This is a genomic window from Fodinibius sp. SL11, assembly GCF_052060035.1.
Lineage (GTDB): Bacteria > Bacteroidota > Rhodothermia > Balneolales > Balneolaceae > Fodinibius.
This window is the reverse complement of the sequence record NZ_JBPOEA010000008.1, coordinates 1-13,894: the sequence shown is the minus strand read 5'-3', so window position 1 is coordinate 13,894 and position 13,894 is coordinate 1. Positions and strand designations below refer to the sequence as shown.

Genomic DNA, 13,894 nt, shown 5'->3' with positions numbered 1-13,894 from the left:
AGAATGATCCTGGGGTAAGTAGACGGCTGTATCGAGGATTGAAATTAGCACTATTGAGTATACTAGGAATCCTGGTGGTATATGCCATTGCCGGGGGTCTCATCATCGTAGCAGCGCAGGTACTCAAGGATTACATGAAATGGATTACTATGGGAATGGGAGGCGTATTGATCGTGATGGGGCTATTCATGGTTGCAGGAAAAGATCTTTCATTTTCCATTAACATGAATAATCCTACAAGTCAAACAGAAGCGGTGGAAGCCTTTGTGTTTGGGGTTGCGTATGCTATCGGTGCGCTGGGATGCTTATTTCCCCTCTTCCTCGTAGTCGCCACGCAGGCGATGGCCGCCCCATCGCTTTGGCTGGGGGCATCGTACATTGGGGCCTATTTTGTGGGTATCAGTGGGATGATGGTTGGTGTTATTCTCCTTTCTACCTTTGCCAAAAATTGGCTGATGAAGTACCTGCGCAAAATCCTGCCGCATATGGAGCGCATTACCGGTGGATTGCTCATTTTGGCCGGGACGTACGTGATTTATTATCAGACAGCGCTGCTTTAAAGTAAGATAAGTAGTGTTATAGGCATCAATAGGAATAACATATAATCATTAAACAAAACGGGATTATAATATGGATCAATTAAATAAACTATCGGGAATAGCACATTGGTTACCACGTCTTTCGTTGGCGGCAATCTTTATTTATCATGGATTTCCAAAAGTGGCGATGACAGGAGATGTGGCAGCAATGATGGGGATGCCGTTTATTATGGTATTGATGCTTGGGCTTGCTGAAATAGGTGGAGCGTTGCTCATGCTTTGGGGTGGATTTGGCCCGGACTGGGCGACAAGATTATCCGGACTAATTTTTACCGGCATTATGGTCGGTGCTATCGTGATGGTTCACGCCCAATATGGATGGAATTCGATAAATATGGGTAATAATGGTGGTCGCGGAATGGAGTTTCAAGTACTCATAATAGCTGTTTCTCTTCTTTATGCCTTCAAAGGAAATGCGATTCAACAAAAAGTAGAGGCAACCACCTAGACCGACTTACCGTACCACAAAACATCCCATCACAAACTCGATAGGGGAAGGCTGGAAATGTCTTCCCCTATTTTTATTGATTTGCTGTCAACTTCGCAGCTAACTGTGCCAAATTTGGTTCAATATAGTGTGGGTCTGGTGCCAAGGGATACAACTGTTGCCCAGATCGGTTCAGAAAAGCTGCTTTCATTCCTGCCGACATAGCTCCCGCGACATCCCAACCATGAGCAGCAATAAAAAGGCATTCTTCAGGTCTTGCCTCCATTTGTTGTGCGGCCCATCGATATACAAGGCGGTCAGGCTTATATAATCCGATGTCCTCGACACTAAACTGGCGTTCAAAATAGGTACTAATGCCAGAATTCTTCAGCTGTTGTTCCATCCCACCTCGAGGGGAATTGGTAAGGGCCGCCAGTCGATATCCGTGTTTTTTTAAGTCTTTAAGGGCTCCGGGTACTTCAGAATGAGGCGGAGTGGTGCGAATTGGGAGTAATACCTCCTGAGCGGATGCAGCATTTATAGCTATGCCCCTTTGCTCTGCCAGCATTTGCAGCACTGCTGCTCCGATATCTCCAAAGTTGTGATATTCATCGCTGGCGTTTGCAACTAGCGAGTAATGTAGCATCATCTCAAACCAGAGCGATACGACTTCATCACCGCCCTCTAATGCCTTTGCAACAGAACGACGAACTTCTGTAAGGTCCAACAGTGTTTCATTAACGTCAAAAAATAGAACTTTTTTATAATGAGTGTTCATAAAAGGGATAATTTATTCTCTGTGGCCTGGGTTCCGGTCTCAATGGGATTTTTAGGATCATTACACCATTCAAACCATCCGCCATCATAGACCGAAACACTGGGCCAGTCCATCAGCCAGGCATTCATAAAAGCTTCACTGCCCCGCCATCCGGTGCCGCAATAAAAAGCCACATATTTGTCGGGGGTAATCCCGCCTTCTTTCCAGGCTGATGCAACTTCCTGGTATTCACGCATGGTGTGATCAAAGCTGCGATAGTTTTCCATGTGGTAGGCGTCGCTTCCGCAGTTGCCAAAAATAGCGCCCGGGATTCGTCCTTTTTTCTCAATGTAGTGGTAGCCGCTGCGGTTGCCGATAAATTCCTCCCAACTTCTGATGCTGACCAGCTCTCCCTTGCCTGATGCCAATAATTGCTTGGCCTCGGGGGTATCAATCATGTATTCGGGATGGGCAGGAATATTTGTACCAAAATCATCAATAGGAGTAGGATCATGCTGCTCTGTTGAGAGCTCATAACCTTCTGACTCCCAGCTTGTGATGCCGCCATTCAGTATCCTGATGTCTTCTACACCTGCATACAGCATAATAGCAGCACATCGCAGGGCGCCAAGATGTCCGGCGCTTTTGCCGGGAAACTTCTCTTCATCATACACGGGAGCGGAAAACCGGCCATAAATCACCACGGTCGTATCGCAACGAATGCCCAGACCTTCCAGGGTGTCTCGAAGCTCCTCGGGAGTACGACGGTTCCAGGTTTCGGTTGACTCCAGGCTGTTGGTGTCCACCGGTATCGCACCGGGGATATGCCCCTTGTGGTAATCTTCGATGTGGTCGTAATGGGAGTGACAAACAACGTAGTCGTCATTGTTGTAATGGGGCGGTTGCTGCCCGTCAATTAACTGCTTTACCCACTCCGGATACACCAGGTGCTTGTATCGAGGTAACTTGTCCAACGGCAGATCCGGATTGGTAGTCCATTCATCCGCAAAATTATTGTATGTCATGACCTGTTGGAAGCCAAGCTCATTTAATTTTTGAGCCATCTGTAAACTATCATCACTTTCATAGCCATACACAATAACCGGCTTTTCACGGCTGATGCTTTTCTCTTCCAGCACTTCCACCCAGTCCATGTATTGGGTCCACTGCAGGGGAATACTTTTTGCGCCGGGAATATGACCGCCCCGCTGCTCGTGTTGCAGCGCCCATCCATTATAAGCGGCAATGGGCCGAATATCGATGAGGATAGCATTGGTTTCTTCAATCTTGGAGATAAGTTCTTGGGTAGATAAAGTATTCATGAGTAATTATTGGATAATTAATTGTGTAGCTACAGAGGCTGTTAAAAATTAATGGGAATTACTTTTTCTGCAGGTATTGAATTGAAAAATAGTCGTTGGCATCAGTCCATATCTTTTCTACCGAAAACCATGTGCTTACTAAGTTTTCAAACTCTGCAATGTTATATTTGTAAGAGTTTTCGGTATGAATGGATTCTCCCTTCTCAAAGGGAAAAGCTTGTCCTTCAATAGCTACCGTTTGATTTATTCTGGAAACCAAATGCATTTCTATGCGCCCTTCTTGACGATTGTAGAAGGCCTTGTGGCTAAATTTGCTCAAATTAAAGTTGGTATCCAGCTTACGGTTGATATGCCGAAGTATATTTTTGTTGAATTGTGCCGTCACTCCCTGACGATCATTATAAGCAGCTTCCAGTACATTGATATCCTTTTTCAGGTCAACCCCAACAAGCATACCATCTCCGGGGCCCATAAGTGTGGAAAGATTCTTTAAAAATGCTTTCGCTCGTGGAGGTTGAAAGTTCCCTATCGTAGAGCCCGGGTAAAAGAATACGATGTTGTTATAAGGTTCTGAGATGGCAGGTAACTGAAAGGGCGTCGTATAATCAGTGCAGACCGGATTGATCTGCAAATCGGGATACTCCTGATTGAGATTTTGGACAACCTTTGCCAGGTATTGCTCAGATATTTCTATCGGGACATACGAAGTGATACACGACAGGTGATCCAATAGTAGGCGCGTTTTCGTACTACTGCCGCTTCCCAGTTCGGCTAACACGATATCACTGCCAAGTGTACGTATGATATCGGGCATATTGTTTCGCATTATGGACATTTCAGTCCGCGTGGGATAGTACTCATCGAGCTCTGTGATTTCTTCAAAGAGTTGGGACCCACGTTGATCATAGAAATATTTGCTCGGCAAGGTTTTTTGATCTTTTCTTAATCCTTCGATAACCTCCTGCAGCATTGTTGGAGAAGGTAACGTAACCTGCTCATCCATAGAAAACCTATATTCTAATTATTGAATTCAAAATTAGTAACGATTAGCGATGTTCGGGATTGGGGTGATCAAACTGGCAGTCCGCTTCCCATTCCGAACGCTGGTTGCCATGCGCGGGCAGGCCACCCGCCTGATCGAGCATATGGGCCATGTGCATCAAGTTCCAGGTCATAAAGGTGGTATTGCGCTGGGTGAATTCGTTATCGAACCCCACGGGACCGTCTTCTCCTTCGTCTCCATAGCTGGGGCCAGGACCGGCTTCGCCAATCCATCCGGCATCGGCTTGCGGAGGGATCACATAGCCCAAGTGCTGCAGGCCGTAGAGGATGCTCATGGAGCAGTGCTTAATGCCGTCTTCATTGCCGGTGATGAGGCATCCGCCCACGCGTCCATAGTACGCATACTGTCCTTTATCATTAAGTTTGCCGGAATAACCGTACAGCCGTTCAATAACTTTGGTGGCCACTGAAGACTTTTCGCCCAGCCAGATCGGGGAGCCGATGACCAAAATATTGGCATCCATCACCTTTTGTTGGATTTCGGGCCAGTCGTCTTCCTCGAACCCGTGTTCGGTCATATCCGGATAGACACCCGGGGCGATATTGTAATCTACGGGACGGATGACTTCGGTAGATACATTATTCTTTTCAAAAATGGATTGCGATACTTCGATGAGCGTTTCGGTATGCGAATCGTTGGGATTCGGTTTGAGCGTACAGTTTAGAAAAAGGGCACTCAAATTGGAAAAATCCGTTTCGTTCTCGTCGCAAAGTTGCTCTTGTTTTTCTGATAAGGCCATGGTAATTCAGTGTTATTTAATAATGTGGTTTAATAGTGTCAGCTAATTCCCTGCAGCGGTTTGGGCAAACTTTTTGAGGGCGCCGCTTACCTTTTGGAGTTCTTGGTCACATCCCTTTATACCATGTCGCTTTTTCAGGTAATCTGGAGAATTATATCCTACCTGGACCTGCCCATCCTGATCTTTCCAAATCAGCATTTTTTGTGGGAGATCAATAGCGACCGTGGGAGTGCATTGCATCAGTGGAGTACCGAGGTTGGGATTGCCAAAAATGAGTAGTGTTGTTGGCGGTAGCTCCATATCTACTGAGGCTGCGCCTTCCTGATGATCGACTTTCCTGAAGATGGTAAGTCCGTTCTCTGTCAAAGCACTTTCTAGTCGGTTGGTAGTCTCTTCGAAAGAGTAATTGCTTTCCAGCGTAACCATACCATCTTGGGCTATACCTTCGCTGATAAACAACCCTGTTAAGAGTAGAAATGTTAAAAATGAAGTGATTTTCTTCATGATAGCTTGGCTCTCGAATTAATATTTATATCCTTGCATTTCTTCTTCATTAGTCTCTACGCCTAGTCCTAAAACCATGCGATTCACAAAGTTGAAATAACTGATTACTAAAACGGCATCAAGAATAGCGCGGTCTGAAAGGCCAGTATTTTTAAGAGGCTGCAGATACTTGTCTTCGTCCATCTTATCAGGATGTTTGGTTAGCACTTTGGCTAGCTGGCAAAGCCGTTTATCCACATTGTCCAGATCCAGGTTGTCGTAGTCTTCACGAAGTTTTTCCACACGCTCACGATCTTTCCAGTAGTGATTAAGTGCCTGCCCGTGATGCTGTTGGCAATATTCACAATCATTTGCAGCCGAAACGACCACCGCCATCATTTCCCGCTGCGCTCTGCTTAAGGGAGATTGGCTAAACATGACGGACATATACAGGTCCATGTGCGCTGTTATGGTCTCTGGATTGAGACTCTGTATTTTGTGAATTTGTGCCAGTTTGCCCCGCTTCTTTTTTAGATCCTCATAAATTTCTTTGAGTGTTCCTCTTGCGTCCTCAGGTTCGATGATATCTATAAATGCCATTTCTAATAATTTTTATTGTAAGATCGACAGAAGCATACATCCATATTTTAAGATGAACTATAAGTAAGCGTTCTTACGAAGATTGTAAAAACAGCGTTCAATCTTTGATCTAGGTATTACGTAAGATTAATAGTGCTTTAATAGTCTGTGTATCTAAATAGTAACAGATGGGGTATAGTTAATGGATGGAGATCAGCTAAAACAGAAGCGGTTTTACTTGAGTCGAAGGCTTATTGTGGTGGTAGGCATATTTATCCTAGCCGCTAGTGGATTGACAGTGCTCACTAACTTTTCTATCAATATCATTGCGGCATCCGGGGATTATTCGACCTTAATTTCACAATGGAACCGCCATCACTACCAGTCTGCTATGCATGTAGAGCGATTGGCTCGAACTGGTAATCCGGAGCACTTCAATGCTTACCAAGATATACAGACTCAAAAGAATTCGCTACAGCGGACCGTGGATGAGCTTTTTTCGGCTGATCCTGATGTAGCAGGAATATTTCAGACTTTTGATAATGAGCAAATAAAACCCAACGAAATTAGTGGCTTGATTACTGTCTTTGATTATTTCCACTCGTCGGACCAAGTCAGTGAGCTAAACCGCCAATGGGAAACGCTCAAAGAAGTAGAGAATCGGCAGCATGCATTGGTTAAAGAGTGGTACAGAAATTTCCCAAACAAGGATATAACAGAGAATCGTATCCAAAAAAAGCTGGAAAACTATAATGCGTTGCATGAGCAATGGACGCAGCGTAGCAAAACACTGATGGCTTCCGTCGGTGATGCGTCGGGCGTGATCAAACAGTTTGGGCTCTGGATAAGCGTTATTCTGGGCATTTTGTTGGTACTGATTGGCGTAGTGTTTACCGTGCGCGCAAATAAAAGCATTGGCCGGTGGGAGGAGGCCTTACATGAAAAAGATATACTACTAGCTGAAATCCACCATCGCGTTAAAAATAACATGGCCGTTATTTCTGGAATGCTGGAGTTGGAAAGTATGAATGAGGGCAATGCAGATCGGGCATTGCGGGAAAGCCGTGATCGCATCAAGTCCATGGCGATGATTCATGAAAAGTTGTATCAGTCCAAGTCGTTTTCAGATATTAATCTGGCGGACTATTTAGACGAGCTTACAGATTATATTTGCAGCACATATATCGGGCATCAAAAGGAGATTACCGTCGAGACGAATTTTGATCCTGTACAGCTAAATATTAATCAGGCCGTGCCGGTGGGACTTATCATCAACGAAATAATGGCTAATGCCATTGAGCACGGCTTTCAAGAAAATAGTACCGGTACCATTACGATTTCAGTACATCAAATTGAAGATAAGGTGCAAATCCAGATAAGTGACGATGGGGATGGATTACCTGAAGATGTGGACTTTACCAGTTCCGATAGTACGGGTTCTGCTATCGTAGGTGCCTTAATTCAACAAATAAATGGCGACTTGACGGTAGAAAATGACAGAGGGCTGAAGGTGAACATCGTTTTTCAAAAATCGGACGCCACCGGTTCTAGTAATGCCTTATTCTAACGTTATCTAAAATAGGCTATGGTTATGAGAAATAGAATAAAGCGAATGTTTAACATCGCCTTGACAGGCTTTATGGCCAGCTTAGTTATGTTTTTGTTCATTTATGTAGGAACCGATGTCACGGGCATTGCGCCATTTAATGTGGCCCCATCTTATGCCTTCTTATATAACTTAGGGATAGAAGAATCGGGCTATGCTCTGCTGCTACATTTTTGTTATGGTATTTTATGGTCCTACGTCTTGGTGTACACCTTTGATGACAACCTTTCAATTATGAAGGCTATCATGTTGGCCATGGTCCTCTGGTTGTTTATGATGTTTGTGTACAGCCCGTTAATAGGCTGGGGTGTGTTTGGATTCGGCTATGCCCATCACCTGCCATTGAATCATCCGCTTTATTTGGAAGGAGCGCTTTCTTATATCCTGATAACGTTATTCGTTCACCTGGTGTACGGATGGGTACTGGGATACATAAGCAGTCGGTGGCTTGGGAGAGGGTATTCTCGGTAAGTTCTATTCTCTTATACGGTCATTACTTTCCATTTTCAATTGCTTGAAGGGCTTCGAGCAATGCCTGGTACTCTTCGCGACAACTGCCGCATTTGTCAAGGTGATCTTTGACCAACGGTTTAGCTTCTGCTGGTGATTTGCCCGCCAGTTCCAGTTCGGCAAACTCATGGAGCTCATCAAAGCAATCATCGCAGCCTATCTCATGGTCGGCCGCCATTTGCGCCGATTTAATCAGGCTTTTTAATATGTTGGGTGTTAATTTCATCTATGATTAGTGATAAATTCTTTATTTATAGCTATTGATGAGGTTAACTCCATAGTTCTTACAGTTTATTCAGCATCTCATCGGGATCGATCCCTTCAATCTCCAACTTGTTCTTAATCTTAAGTCGTGCATCGTGAACCAATTTGTAGAGCGCATTCCGATTGGTATCCATTTGCTTAACAACGACCGGAACGGGAAGCCCCTGGATCATGAGGGCATTAATGGCTCGTTTCTGTTTATCGGTTAGCTCTTCGTTGATGATGGTCATCACCTTATCGACTAAATCCGATTCGTGTAATGAGCGGTCGGGACTGGTTTCATTGCCGGCCACTGAAAGTGAAAAGACCTCTCGGCTGTTATCGTCCGGCTTCAAATCCTCGATGGAGATATCATCGTAACGCTTTAGCCGGAGTTCGGTCAGTCCTTCCCTAACGGCAATTTTCATGGCCCAGGTCAGGAGCTTACTATCACCACGGAAGGAGTCGATATTGTCCAGCACTTTCAACAAAGCATCTTGGGCAACATCCTCGACAAATTGATCGAGTTCGCGGTCAACATATTTATACAGGGCCGGTTTAAGTCCCCGAATTAACTGCTGTCGCAGCAATTCAACGGCACGCTCATCAACAGGTGGCTTGAGTGCTTCGATCCATTCTTCATTTGTCTCGTAAGAAGATTTCTCCTTACGACGTCTTTTAAACCAGTTAAGCATGCAGTTGTGTTGTTCTTATGATTAAGCCCGTAAATAAAAAGAGCTATGCTTCCATTCAACCCGGTTCAACTAAGTTATATAATAATCCTGTGGTTTGGAATTGCATTCGTAAATGATACCAATGCCCAAAAATTACAGGGATGGGATACGAATACTGATAAATCGCTAATCGACCTTGGTGAACTTAAACAAGGAGGTCCGCCAAAAGATGGTATTCCATCTATTGATGATCCGAAATTTGTATCCATCTCGGACGCATCTTCATGGATATCAAACCAAGAACCGGTAATTTCAGTTGCGTATGAGGATGAAGCTCGTGCTTATCCTTTGCAAATTTTAATATGGCACGAGATAGTAAATGACAAGATTGGGGGTGATCCGCTGCTGGTTACTTTTTGCCCGCTCTGCTATTCGGCCCTAGTGTTTGATCGAACAGTAGATAGAGAGGTTTTGGAGTTTGGGGTTTCCGGCTTTCTGCGCCATTCCGACTTAGTGATGTTCGACCGCAAGACCGAAACACTCTGGCAACAGTTTATCGGCAAGGCTATTGTGGGTGATTATGTGGGGACGACCTTGAATCAGCTGCCCAAGTCAAATTATCTCGTTTGCTCAATTCCAAGAAAACTATCCCGATGGGAAAGTGTTATCTCGTAATACCGGTTATGACCGTAATTATGGAGCTAATCCATACACAGGATACGATGATATTAATAATACGCCGTTGTTTGGGGCGGGCAATGACGACGGGCGCCTACCGCCCATGGAGAAAGTAATTGGCGTAAAGATGGGTGAACAGCAAAAAGCGTATCCCTATTCTATTACTCGAAAAGAGCACGTCATCAATGATAAAATTGGTAACGCTCCGGTGCTTATTATACATACGGATGGGGCAACCTCGGCTTTGGATGCGACCCAAATAGCGGAATCCAAAGAGTCGGGATCGACCGGGGTTTTCAAACGAACACTCAAGGGCCAAGAATTATCGTTTGCAGTGAAAGATGGGAATATTATAGATGAGCAAACAGCTTCGGTATGGACCGTAACGGGCAAAGCTGTTAAAGGTGAATATAAGGGACAACAGTTGGAGGCTGTTACCTTTGGGGACTATTTTGCGTTTGCCTGGCTGGTCTTTTGGCCGGAAACAGAAATTTATAGTGATAACTAATACTCAATTATTATTTATGGACAGTAAGAAAATCGAATTTCCCGGAAGTCAGGGAGTAAAACTATCAGCGCGAATTGATGAGCCGGATAATGGAATAACAAAAGGAGCCGTTCTTTTTGCACACTGTTTTACCTGTAGCAAAAACCTGCGGGCTGTGGGACATATCAGTCGGACATTAACAGAGCACGGCATGGGGGTATTTCGCTTTGATTTTACTGGTCTGGGCGAAAGTGAAGGCGACTTTGCTGACACCAATTTTTCATCCAATATCGATGACCTGCAAGCAGCTGCCCGGTATATGGAAAAGGAGTGGGCGGCACCTCGCATGTTGATTGGTCACTCGTTGGGAGGAGCCGCGGTCCTTCAGGCAGCCCATCATATTTCCTCGGCTGAAGCCGTAGCGACGATTGGGGCTCCGTGCAATCCCGAGCATGTCACGCATCACCTTATGGATAAAATGGATGAGATTGAGCAAAAGGGGGAGGCCCGCGTTAAACTGGCCGGACGTGTATTTACAATTAAAAAACAGTTTCTGGATGATCTCAAAGAGCAGGCTATGAACGATATAATTAAAAACCTCGACAAGCCGCTGCTCATTTTTCATTCACCCATTGATCAAACGGTGGGAATTGATAACGCTGCCCATATTTATAAACTGGCCCAACACCCCAAAAGCTTTATTTCATTGGATGATGCTGATCACCTTCTTACCAACGAAGATGATGCCCAGTACGTCGGTTCAGTAACAGCTGCCTGGGTGGACCGTTATTTATGATTTAGAAAATAACTTTTTAAAAATAAACTCCTGATGATTCCTGTATTAAGTGGTTTAGGCTATCGATTAGCGCGGTTCCTTACTCAGCCAGACGAAGAACAGGAATCTGTAGCTACTTGTTCCAGAGAAGCCTTGGAGAAGACGTTGCAACCGGGAGATGTGTTACTAATTGAGGGCAGCAGTCGAATTAGCATGGCCATCAAATATATCACGCAATCAACGTGGTCGCATGCTGCCATTTTTATAGGAAAAGTTGAATCAGATGGGGATTTGGGTACCAAGCCGTTGCTTATTGAGGTGGATGTTAAGGAGGGCGTTCGGACGGTACCGCTTAGCAGGTATTGCCAAAACCATACCCGCATTTGTCGTCCTGTGGGGCTAGCTCCCCAAGAGATGAAGCAGGTAATAGATTTCATGAAGGAGCGGCTTGGCTACAAATATGATTTAAAGAATATTTTTGACTTGGCTCGCTATCTTATTCAAACTCCACCGGTCCCGCAAAAATATCGTCGGCGGCTGCTGGCCCTGGGTAGTGGGGATCCCACAAAGGCCATTTGTTCTTCATTGATTGCCCAGGCGTTCCAGTCAGTAAAGTATCCCATACTGCCAAGTATTGATATCGATGAATCCAGTAGCAAGGCTGAAATCAACTCCCAAAAAGAAATCCTTCATATTCGTCACCACAGCTTGTTTGCCCCGCGTGATTTTGATGTGTCGCCTTATTTTGAAATTGTTAAGCCAACTATTCAAAGTAAATTTGATTATCGAAATTTACGATGGGCGAATGGCTAACAGATTTTTAGCAACAATCTTTTTCTTGCTGAATAGGTGGACACGGGTGGTCTCCATAAGAACAGAAAACACAGCAGTCTCCCTGTTTAGCTTTTAGAAGCTCACCGCAACGGGGGCATCCCCAAAAATACTGGCACGAATCTTCCGGCATAGTTTCTTTGGTCTGTTTCCCACAATTAGGACAGATTATTTCAGATATGAGTGAAATCTCATTCATAATGTATCATAGTGGTAAAATTTAAAGCTTCATTTAATCCAAAGGCTCAAGATTCTCAAGCATCGTGGGGATAAGCTCTGAAACCGTCGGGTGGATATGAACCGCATCTCGGATTGTGGTGTATGGTTCCTCCGCGTACATGATATCAATAATAGAGTGAATAATTTCATCGCCTTCGATACCTAGGATAGCAGCGCCAAGTATTTTTTCGCTGTCGGCATCAACGAGGATTTTCATAAAGCCCTTTGTTTCTCCTTTCTCTTTGGCCCGGGCAATGCGACTCATCGGGCGCTTGCCGATCAGCACATTTCTGTTAGACTCTTTAGCCTGGGCTTCGGTCATTCCTACGCGACCCAAGGCGGGATCAATATACAATCCATAACACATAATACGGTCGGACAGGCGGCGAGGATTATCATCAAATAGGTTGGCAGCTACAATTTCGAAATCATTATAGGCTGTGTGGGTGAATGCCCCTTCGCCATTGCAGTCGCCCAGGGCCCAAATATCTTCTGCGGTGGTTTGCAACTGATCATCAACTTGGATAAAGCCTCGTTCGTCGGTTTTGATCGTGGTATTTTCGAGTCCCAGGTCATCGGTGTTGGGTCGGCGTCCGGTTGCCAACAGCAGGTGTGACCCTTCCACTTTAGGAGGACCCGCTTCGCAATTTACGTCCACAACCACCTGCCCATTGTCACTAGTTCCCCCGATGCATTCGGCTCCAAACCGAAAAGTAATGCCTTCATCTTCTAAAATCTCTTGGATAGCATTTGATACGTCTTTATCCTCTTTCGGAAGCAGTCGATTACCCTGTTCAATAATGGTAACCTCGCTGCCAAATCTGCGATACATCTGCCCGAATTCAAGCCCAATGTATCCGCCACCTACGATAATCAAATGCTCCGGCACTTCATCCAGCTCCATAATGCTGGAGTTGGTAAGATAATCCACATCTTCAAACCCATCCGGGATAAACGCACGTCCGCCAACATTGATGAAAATCTTTTCGGCGGAAAGCTTCTTGTTACCCACAGAAAGAATTTTTTCATCTTCAAAACGCGCATGTCCTTGGTACACCGTAAGGTTTTCGGTGCTTTTAAGCCAGTTCTCAACTCCTTCCGTCGACTCTTTCACAATGGCATCCTTTCGGGCTTTTACTTTCTCCATGTCCACGGAGATTGATCCGTTGATCTCAACGCCGTAATCGTTCATCCGGTTGGCCATGTGCGCGGCACGGGCGCTGGCAACTAACGCTTTGGTGGGCGTACATCCCGTGTTTACACAGGTTCCCCCAAATTTATCACGCTCAATAACTGCAGTATTCAATCCCTCTTCGGCACAGCGGGCTGCAAGAGAAGGTCCTGCCTGTCCGGTACCGATAACAATAGCGTCAAACTGTTCCATAATTGATGTAGTGGTCTGTTTATTAAATGAATTTCATTTGCGTAGATGGGGCTTATTCGAAGATTCTTACAATCTTGTATTACTTATCGTAAGAATATTGAGGGTATAGCTATCTATAAGTTCGATTGAACGTAAATACTACCAGGTAACAGATGATTAAAATCTACCGAGATACCGAGTTCGATAGCCGGATTGCATTAGCCGATCAGGAAGCTGACCTTCATCGATTTATGGGAAAAGACTTTTTCAAAGTGATATGGAATCGCGGGACGAAGATGACGCTCGATATTGACGGCGAACAGCTGCCGCTGGAGCGTGACCAGATGATCTGCCTTACGCCCATCCAAAACCCCAATATATCTAACCTTGAAGGTGATTATTATGTACTCTTATTTAATCGGGAGTTTTACTGCATCCACGAGAATGACCATGAAGTTTCCTGCGAAGGCCTGCTTTTCTGGGGATCCTCAGAGTTGCCGGTAATACAGCTTGATGAGGAGCAAAAACCGAAATTCGAG

18 protein-coding genes and 1 pseudogene are annotated in these 13,894 nt (G+C 45.0%); 9 read left to right on the top strand and 10 right to left on the bottom strand.

Annotated features, from left to right (window positions below):
• The first annotated feature begins 53 nt into the window (after positions 1 to 53).
• Both ACQ76V_RS10200 and ACQ76V_RS10195 read left to right on the top strand, forming a co-directional pair.
• Positions 54 to 560 carry a cytochrome c biogenesis CcdA family protein gene (locus ACQ76V_RS10200; protein WP_441000394.1) on the top strand — a complete coding sequence of 169 codons (507 nt, stop codon included), beginning with the start codon at positions 54 to 56 and terminating at the stop codon, positions 558 to 560.
• 70 nt (positions 561 to 630) lie between these two features.
• Positions 631 to 1,047, top strand: coding sequence for a DoxX family protein (locus ACQ76V_RS10195; RefSeq protein WP_441000393.1), 417 nt, complete (start codon positions 631 to 633; stop codon positions 1,045 to 1,047).
• A gap of 73 nt (positions 1,048 to 1,120) precedes the next feature.
• On the opposite strand, the gene ACQ76V_RS10190 is transcribed toward ACQ76V_RS10195, so the two are convergent.
• From ACQ76V_RS10190 to ACQ76V_RS10165, 6 genes are read right to left on the bottom strand one after another with little or no spacing between them, the layout of a single operon-like run.
• Positions 1,121 to 1,804 (bottom strand): haloacid dehalogenase type II, encoded by a 684-nt coding sequence (locus ACQ76V_RS10190; RefSeq protein ID WP_441000392.1) that lies wholly within the window; start codon positions 1,802 to 1,804, stop codon positions 1,121 to 1,123.
• Positions 1,801 to 3,105, bottom strand: coding sequence for a rhodanese-like domain-containing protein (locus ACQ76V_RS10185; protein WP_441000391.1), 1,305 nt, complete (start codon positions 3,103 to 3,105; stop codon positions 1,801 to 1,803). The genes ACQ76V_RS10190 and ACQ76V_RS10185 overlap by 4 nt, the downstream gene beginning before the upstream one ends.
• Before the next feature lie 58 nt (positions 3,106 to 3,163).
• Positions 3,164 to 4,108 carry an L-histidine N(alpha)-methyltransferase gene (egtD, locus tag ACQ76V_RS10180; protein WP_441000390.1) on the bottom strand — a complete coding sequence of 315 codons (945 nt, stop codon included), beginning with the start codon at positions 4,106 to 4,108 and terminating at the stop codon, positions 3,164 to 3,166.
• Positions 4,109 to 4,151: 43 nt separating this feature from the next.
• A complete protein-coding gene (locus ACQ76V_RS10175; RefSeq protein WP_441000389.1) occupies positions 4,152 to 4,907 on the bottom strand; it encodes a flavodoxin family protein in 756 nt (251 codons plus the stop codon).
• Positions 4,908 to 4,949: 42 nt separating this feature from the next.
• Positions 4,950 to 5,411, bottom strand: a complete 462-nt coding sequence (locus ACQ76V_RS10170; RefSeq protein ID WP_441000388.1) for a DUF302 domain-containing protein — start codon at positions 5,409 to 5,411, stop codon at positions 4,950 to 4,952.
• Between the two features lie 18 nt (positions 5,412 to 5,429).
• Positions 5,430 to 5,990, bottom strand: a complete 561-nt coding sequence (locus tag ACQ76V_RS10165; RefSeq protein WP_441000387.1) for a peroxidase-related enzyme — start codon at positions 5,988 to 5,990, stop codon at positions 5,430 to 5,432.
• A gap of 181 nt (positions 5,991 to 6,171) precedes the next feature.
• Between ACQ76V_RS10165 and ACQ76V_RS10160 the strand changes: the two genes are divergently transcribed.
• Positions 6,172 to 7,536 (top strand): sensor histidine kinase, encoded by a 1,365-nt coding sequence (locus ACQ76V_RS10160; RefSeq protein WP_441000386.1) that lies wholly within the window; start codon positions 6,172 to 6,174, stop codon positions 7,534 to 7,536.
• A gap of 24 nt (positions 7,537 to 7,560) precedes the next feature.
• The gene (locus ACQ76V_RS10155) at positions 7,561 to 8,046 is read left to right on the top strand and encodes a hypothetical protein (RefSeq protein WP_441000385.1); all 486 of its coding nucleotides are present in this window, start codon (positions 7,561 to 7,563) and stop codon (positions 8,044 to 8,046) included.
• A 22-nt stretch (positions 8,047 to 8,068) separates the two neighbouring features.
• On the opposite strand, the gene ACQ76V_RS10150 is transcribed toward ACQ76V_RS10155, so the two are convergent.
• Together ACQ76V_RS10150 and ACQ76V_RS10145 are read right to left on the bottom strand one after the other, a co-directional pair.
• Entirely contained in the window at positions 8,069 to 8,263 is a 195-nt protein-coding gene (locus tag ACQ76V_RS10150; RefSeq protein ID WP_441000384.1) for a hypothetical protein, read from the bottom strand.
• 106 nt (positions 8,264 to 8,369) lie between these two features.
• On the bottom strand, positions 8,370 to 9,023 hold the full coding sequence (locus ACQ76V_RS10145; RefSeq protein WP_441000383.1) for an RNA polymerase sigma factor: 654 nt from the start codon (positions 9,021 to 9,023) through the stop codon (positions 8,370 to 8,372).
• Positions 9,024 to 9,068: 45 nt separating this feature from the next.
• On the opposite strand from ACQ76V_RS10145, the gene ACQ76V_RS10140 reads away from it, so the two are divergent.
• From ACQ76V_RS10140 to ACQ76V_RS10125, 4 genes are read left to right on the top strand one after another with little or no spacing between them, the layout of a single operon-like run.
• Positions 9,069 to 9,677, top strand: a complete 609-nt coding sequence (locus ACQ76V_RS10140) for a DUF3179 domain-containing (seleno)protein (protein WP_441000382.1) — start codon at positions 9,069 to 9,071, stop codon at positions 9,675 to 9,677.
• Positions 9,664 to 10,188, top strand: a complete 525-nt coding sequence (locus ACQ76V_RS10135; RefSeq protein WP_441000381.1) for a DUF3179 domain-containing (seleno)protein — start codon at positions 9,664 to 9,666, stop codon at positions 10,186 to 10,188. Before ACQ76V_RS10140 ends, ACQ76V_RS10135 begins: the two co-directional genes overlap by 14 nt.
• Positions 10,189 to 10,204: 16 nt before the next feature.
• Complete coding sequence (locus tag ACQ76V_RS10130; RefSeq protein ID WP_441000380.1) at positions 10,205 to 10,963, top strand: alpha/beta hydrolase family protein; 759 nt, start codon at positions 10,205 to 10,207, stop codon at positions 10,961 to 10,963.
• Positions 10,964 to 10,996: 33 nt separating this feature from the next.
• The gene (locus tag ACQ76V_RS10125; RefSeq protein ID WP_441000379.1) at positions 10,997 to 11,755 is read left to right on the top strand and encodes a YiiX/YebB-like N1pC/P60 family cysteine hydrolase; all 759 of its coding nucleotides are present in this window, start codon (positions 10,997 to 10,999) and stop codon (positions 11,753 to 11,755) included.
• Positions 11,756 to 11,762: 7 nt separating this feature from the next.
• Here ACQ76V_RS10125 and ACQ76V_RS10120 read toward each other — a convergent pair whose 3' ends face one another.
• Both ACQ76V_RS10120 and ACQ76V_RS10115 read right to left on the bottom strand, forming a co-directional pair.
• Positions 11,763 to 11,972: a GDCCVxC domain-containing (seleno)protein gene (locus tag ACQ76V_RS10120; protein ID WP_441000378.1), complete on the bottom strand. Its 210-nt coding sequence runs from the start codon at positions 11,970 to 11,972 to the stop codon at positions 11,763 to 11,765.
• A 33-nt stretch (positions 11,973 to 12,005) separates the two neighbouring features.
• Positions 12,006 to 13,376, bottom strand: a complete 1,371-nt coding sequence (locus ACQ76V_RS10115; protein WP_441000377.1) for an FAD-containing oxidoreductase — start codon at positions 13,374 to 13,376, stop codon at positions 12,006 to 12,008.
• Between the two features lie 152 nt (positions 13,377 to 13,528).
• Here ACQ76V_RS10115 and ACQ76V_RS10110 point away from each other — a divergent pair.
• A pseudogene (locus ACQ76V_RS10110) lies at positions 13,529 to 13,894 on the top strand (AraC family transcriptional regulator); the annotation flags it as partial.

What these genes read in the sequence shown, in the direction of transcription:
- ACQ76V_RS10165 (WP_441000387.1), bottom strand. Translation starts at nt 5,990, where the DNA reads ATGGCATTTATAGATATCATCGAACCTGAGGACGCAAGAGGAACACTC.
- ACQ76V_RS10185 (WP_441000391.1), bottom strand. Translation starts at nt 3,105, where the DNA reads ATGAATACTTTATCTACCCAAGAACTTATCTCCAAGATTGAAGAAACC.
- egtD (WP_441000390.1), bottom strand. Translation starts at nt 4,108, where the DNA reads ATGGATGAGCAGGTTACGTTACCTTCTCCAACAATGCTGCAGGAGGTT.
- ACQ76V_RS10145 (WP_441000383.1), bottom strand. Translation starts at nt 9,023, where the DNA reads ATGCTTAACTGGTTTAAAAGACGTCGTAAGGAGAAATCTTCTTACGAG.
- ACQ76V_RS10120 (WP_441000378.1), bottom strand. Translation starts at nt 11,972, where the DNA reads ATGAATGAGATTTCACTCATATCTGAAATAATCTGTCCTAATTGTGGG.
- ACQ76V_RS10125 (WP_441000379.1), top strand. Translation starts at nt 10,997, where the DNA reads ATGATTCCTGTATTAAGTGGTTTAGGCTATCGATTAGCGCGGTTCCTT.
- ACQ76V_RS10130 (WP_441000380.1), top strand. Translation starts at nt 10,205, where the DNA reads ATGGACAGTAAGAAAATCGAATTTCCCGGAAGTCAGGGAGTAAAACTA.
- ACQ76V_RS10115 (WP_441000377.1), bottom strand. Translation starts at nt 13,376, where the DNA reads ATGGAACAGTTTGACGCTATTGTTATCGGTACCGGACAGGCAGGACCT.
- ACQ76V_RS10140 (WP_441000382.1), top strand. Translation starts at nt 9,069, where the DNA reads ATGCTTCCATTCAACCCGGTTCAACTAAGTTATATAATAATCCTGTGG.
- ACQ76V_RS10150 (WP_441000384.1), bottom strand. Translation starts at nt 8,263, where the DNA reads ATGGCGGCCGACCATGAGATAGGCTGCGATGATTGCTTTGATGAGCTC.
- ACQ76V_RS10170 (WP_441000388.1), bottom strand. Translation starts at nt 5,411, where the DNA reads ATGAAGAAAATCACTTCATTTTTAACATTTCTACTCTTAACAGGGTTG.
- ACQ76V_RS10195 (WP_441000393.1), top strand. Translation starts at nt 631, where the DNA reads ATGGATCAATTAAATAAACTATCGGGAATAGCACATTGGTTACCACGT.
- ACQ76V_RS10155 (WP_441000385.1), top strand. Translation starts at nt 7,561, where the DNA reads ATGAGAAATAGAATAAAGCGAATGTTTAACATCGCCTTGACAGGCTTT.
- ACQ76V_RS10175 (WP_441000389.1), bottom strand. Translation starts at nt 4,907, where the DNA reads ATGGCCTTATCAGAAAAACAAGAGCAACTTTGCGACGAGAACGAAACG.
- ACQ76V_RS10190 (WP_441000392.1), bottom strand. Translation starts at nt 1,804, where the DNA reads ATGAACACTCATTATAAAAAAGTTCTATTTTTTGACGTTAATGAAACA.
- ACQ76V_RS10160 (WP_441000386.1), top strand. Translation starts at nt 6,172, where the DNA reads ATGGATGGAGATCAGCTAAAACAGAAGCGGTTTTACTTGAGTCGAAGG.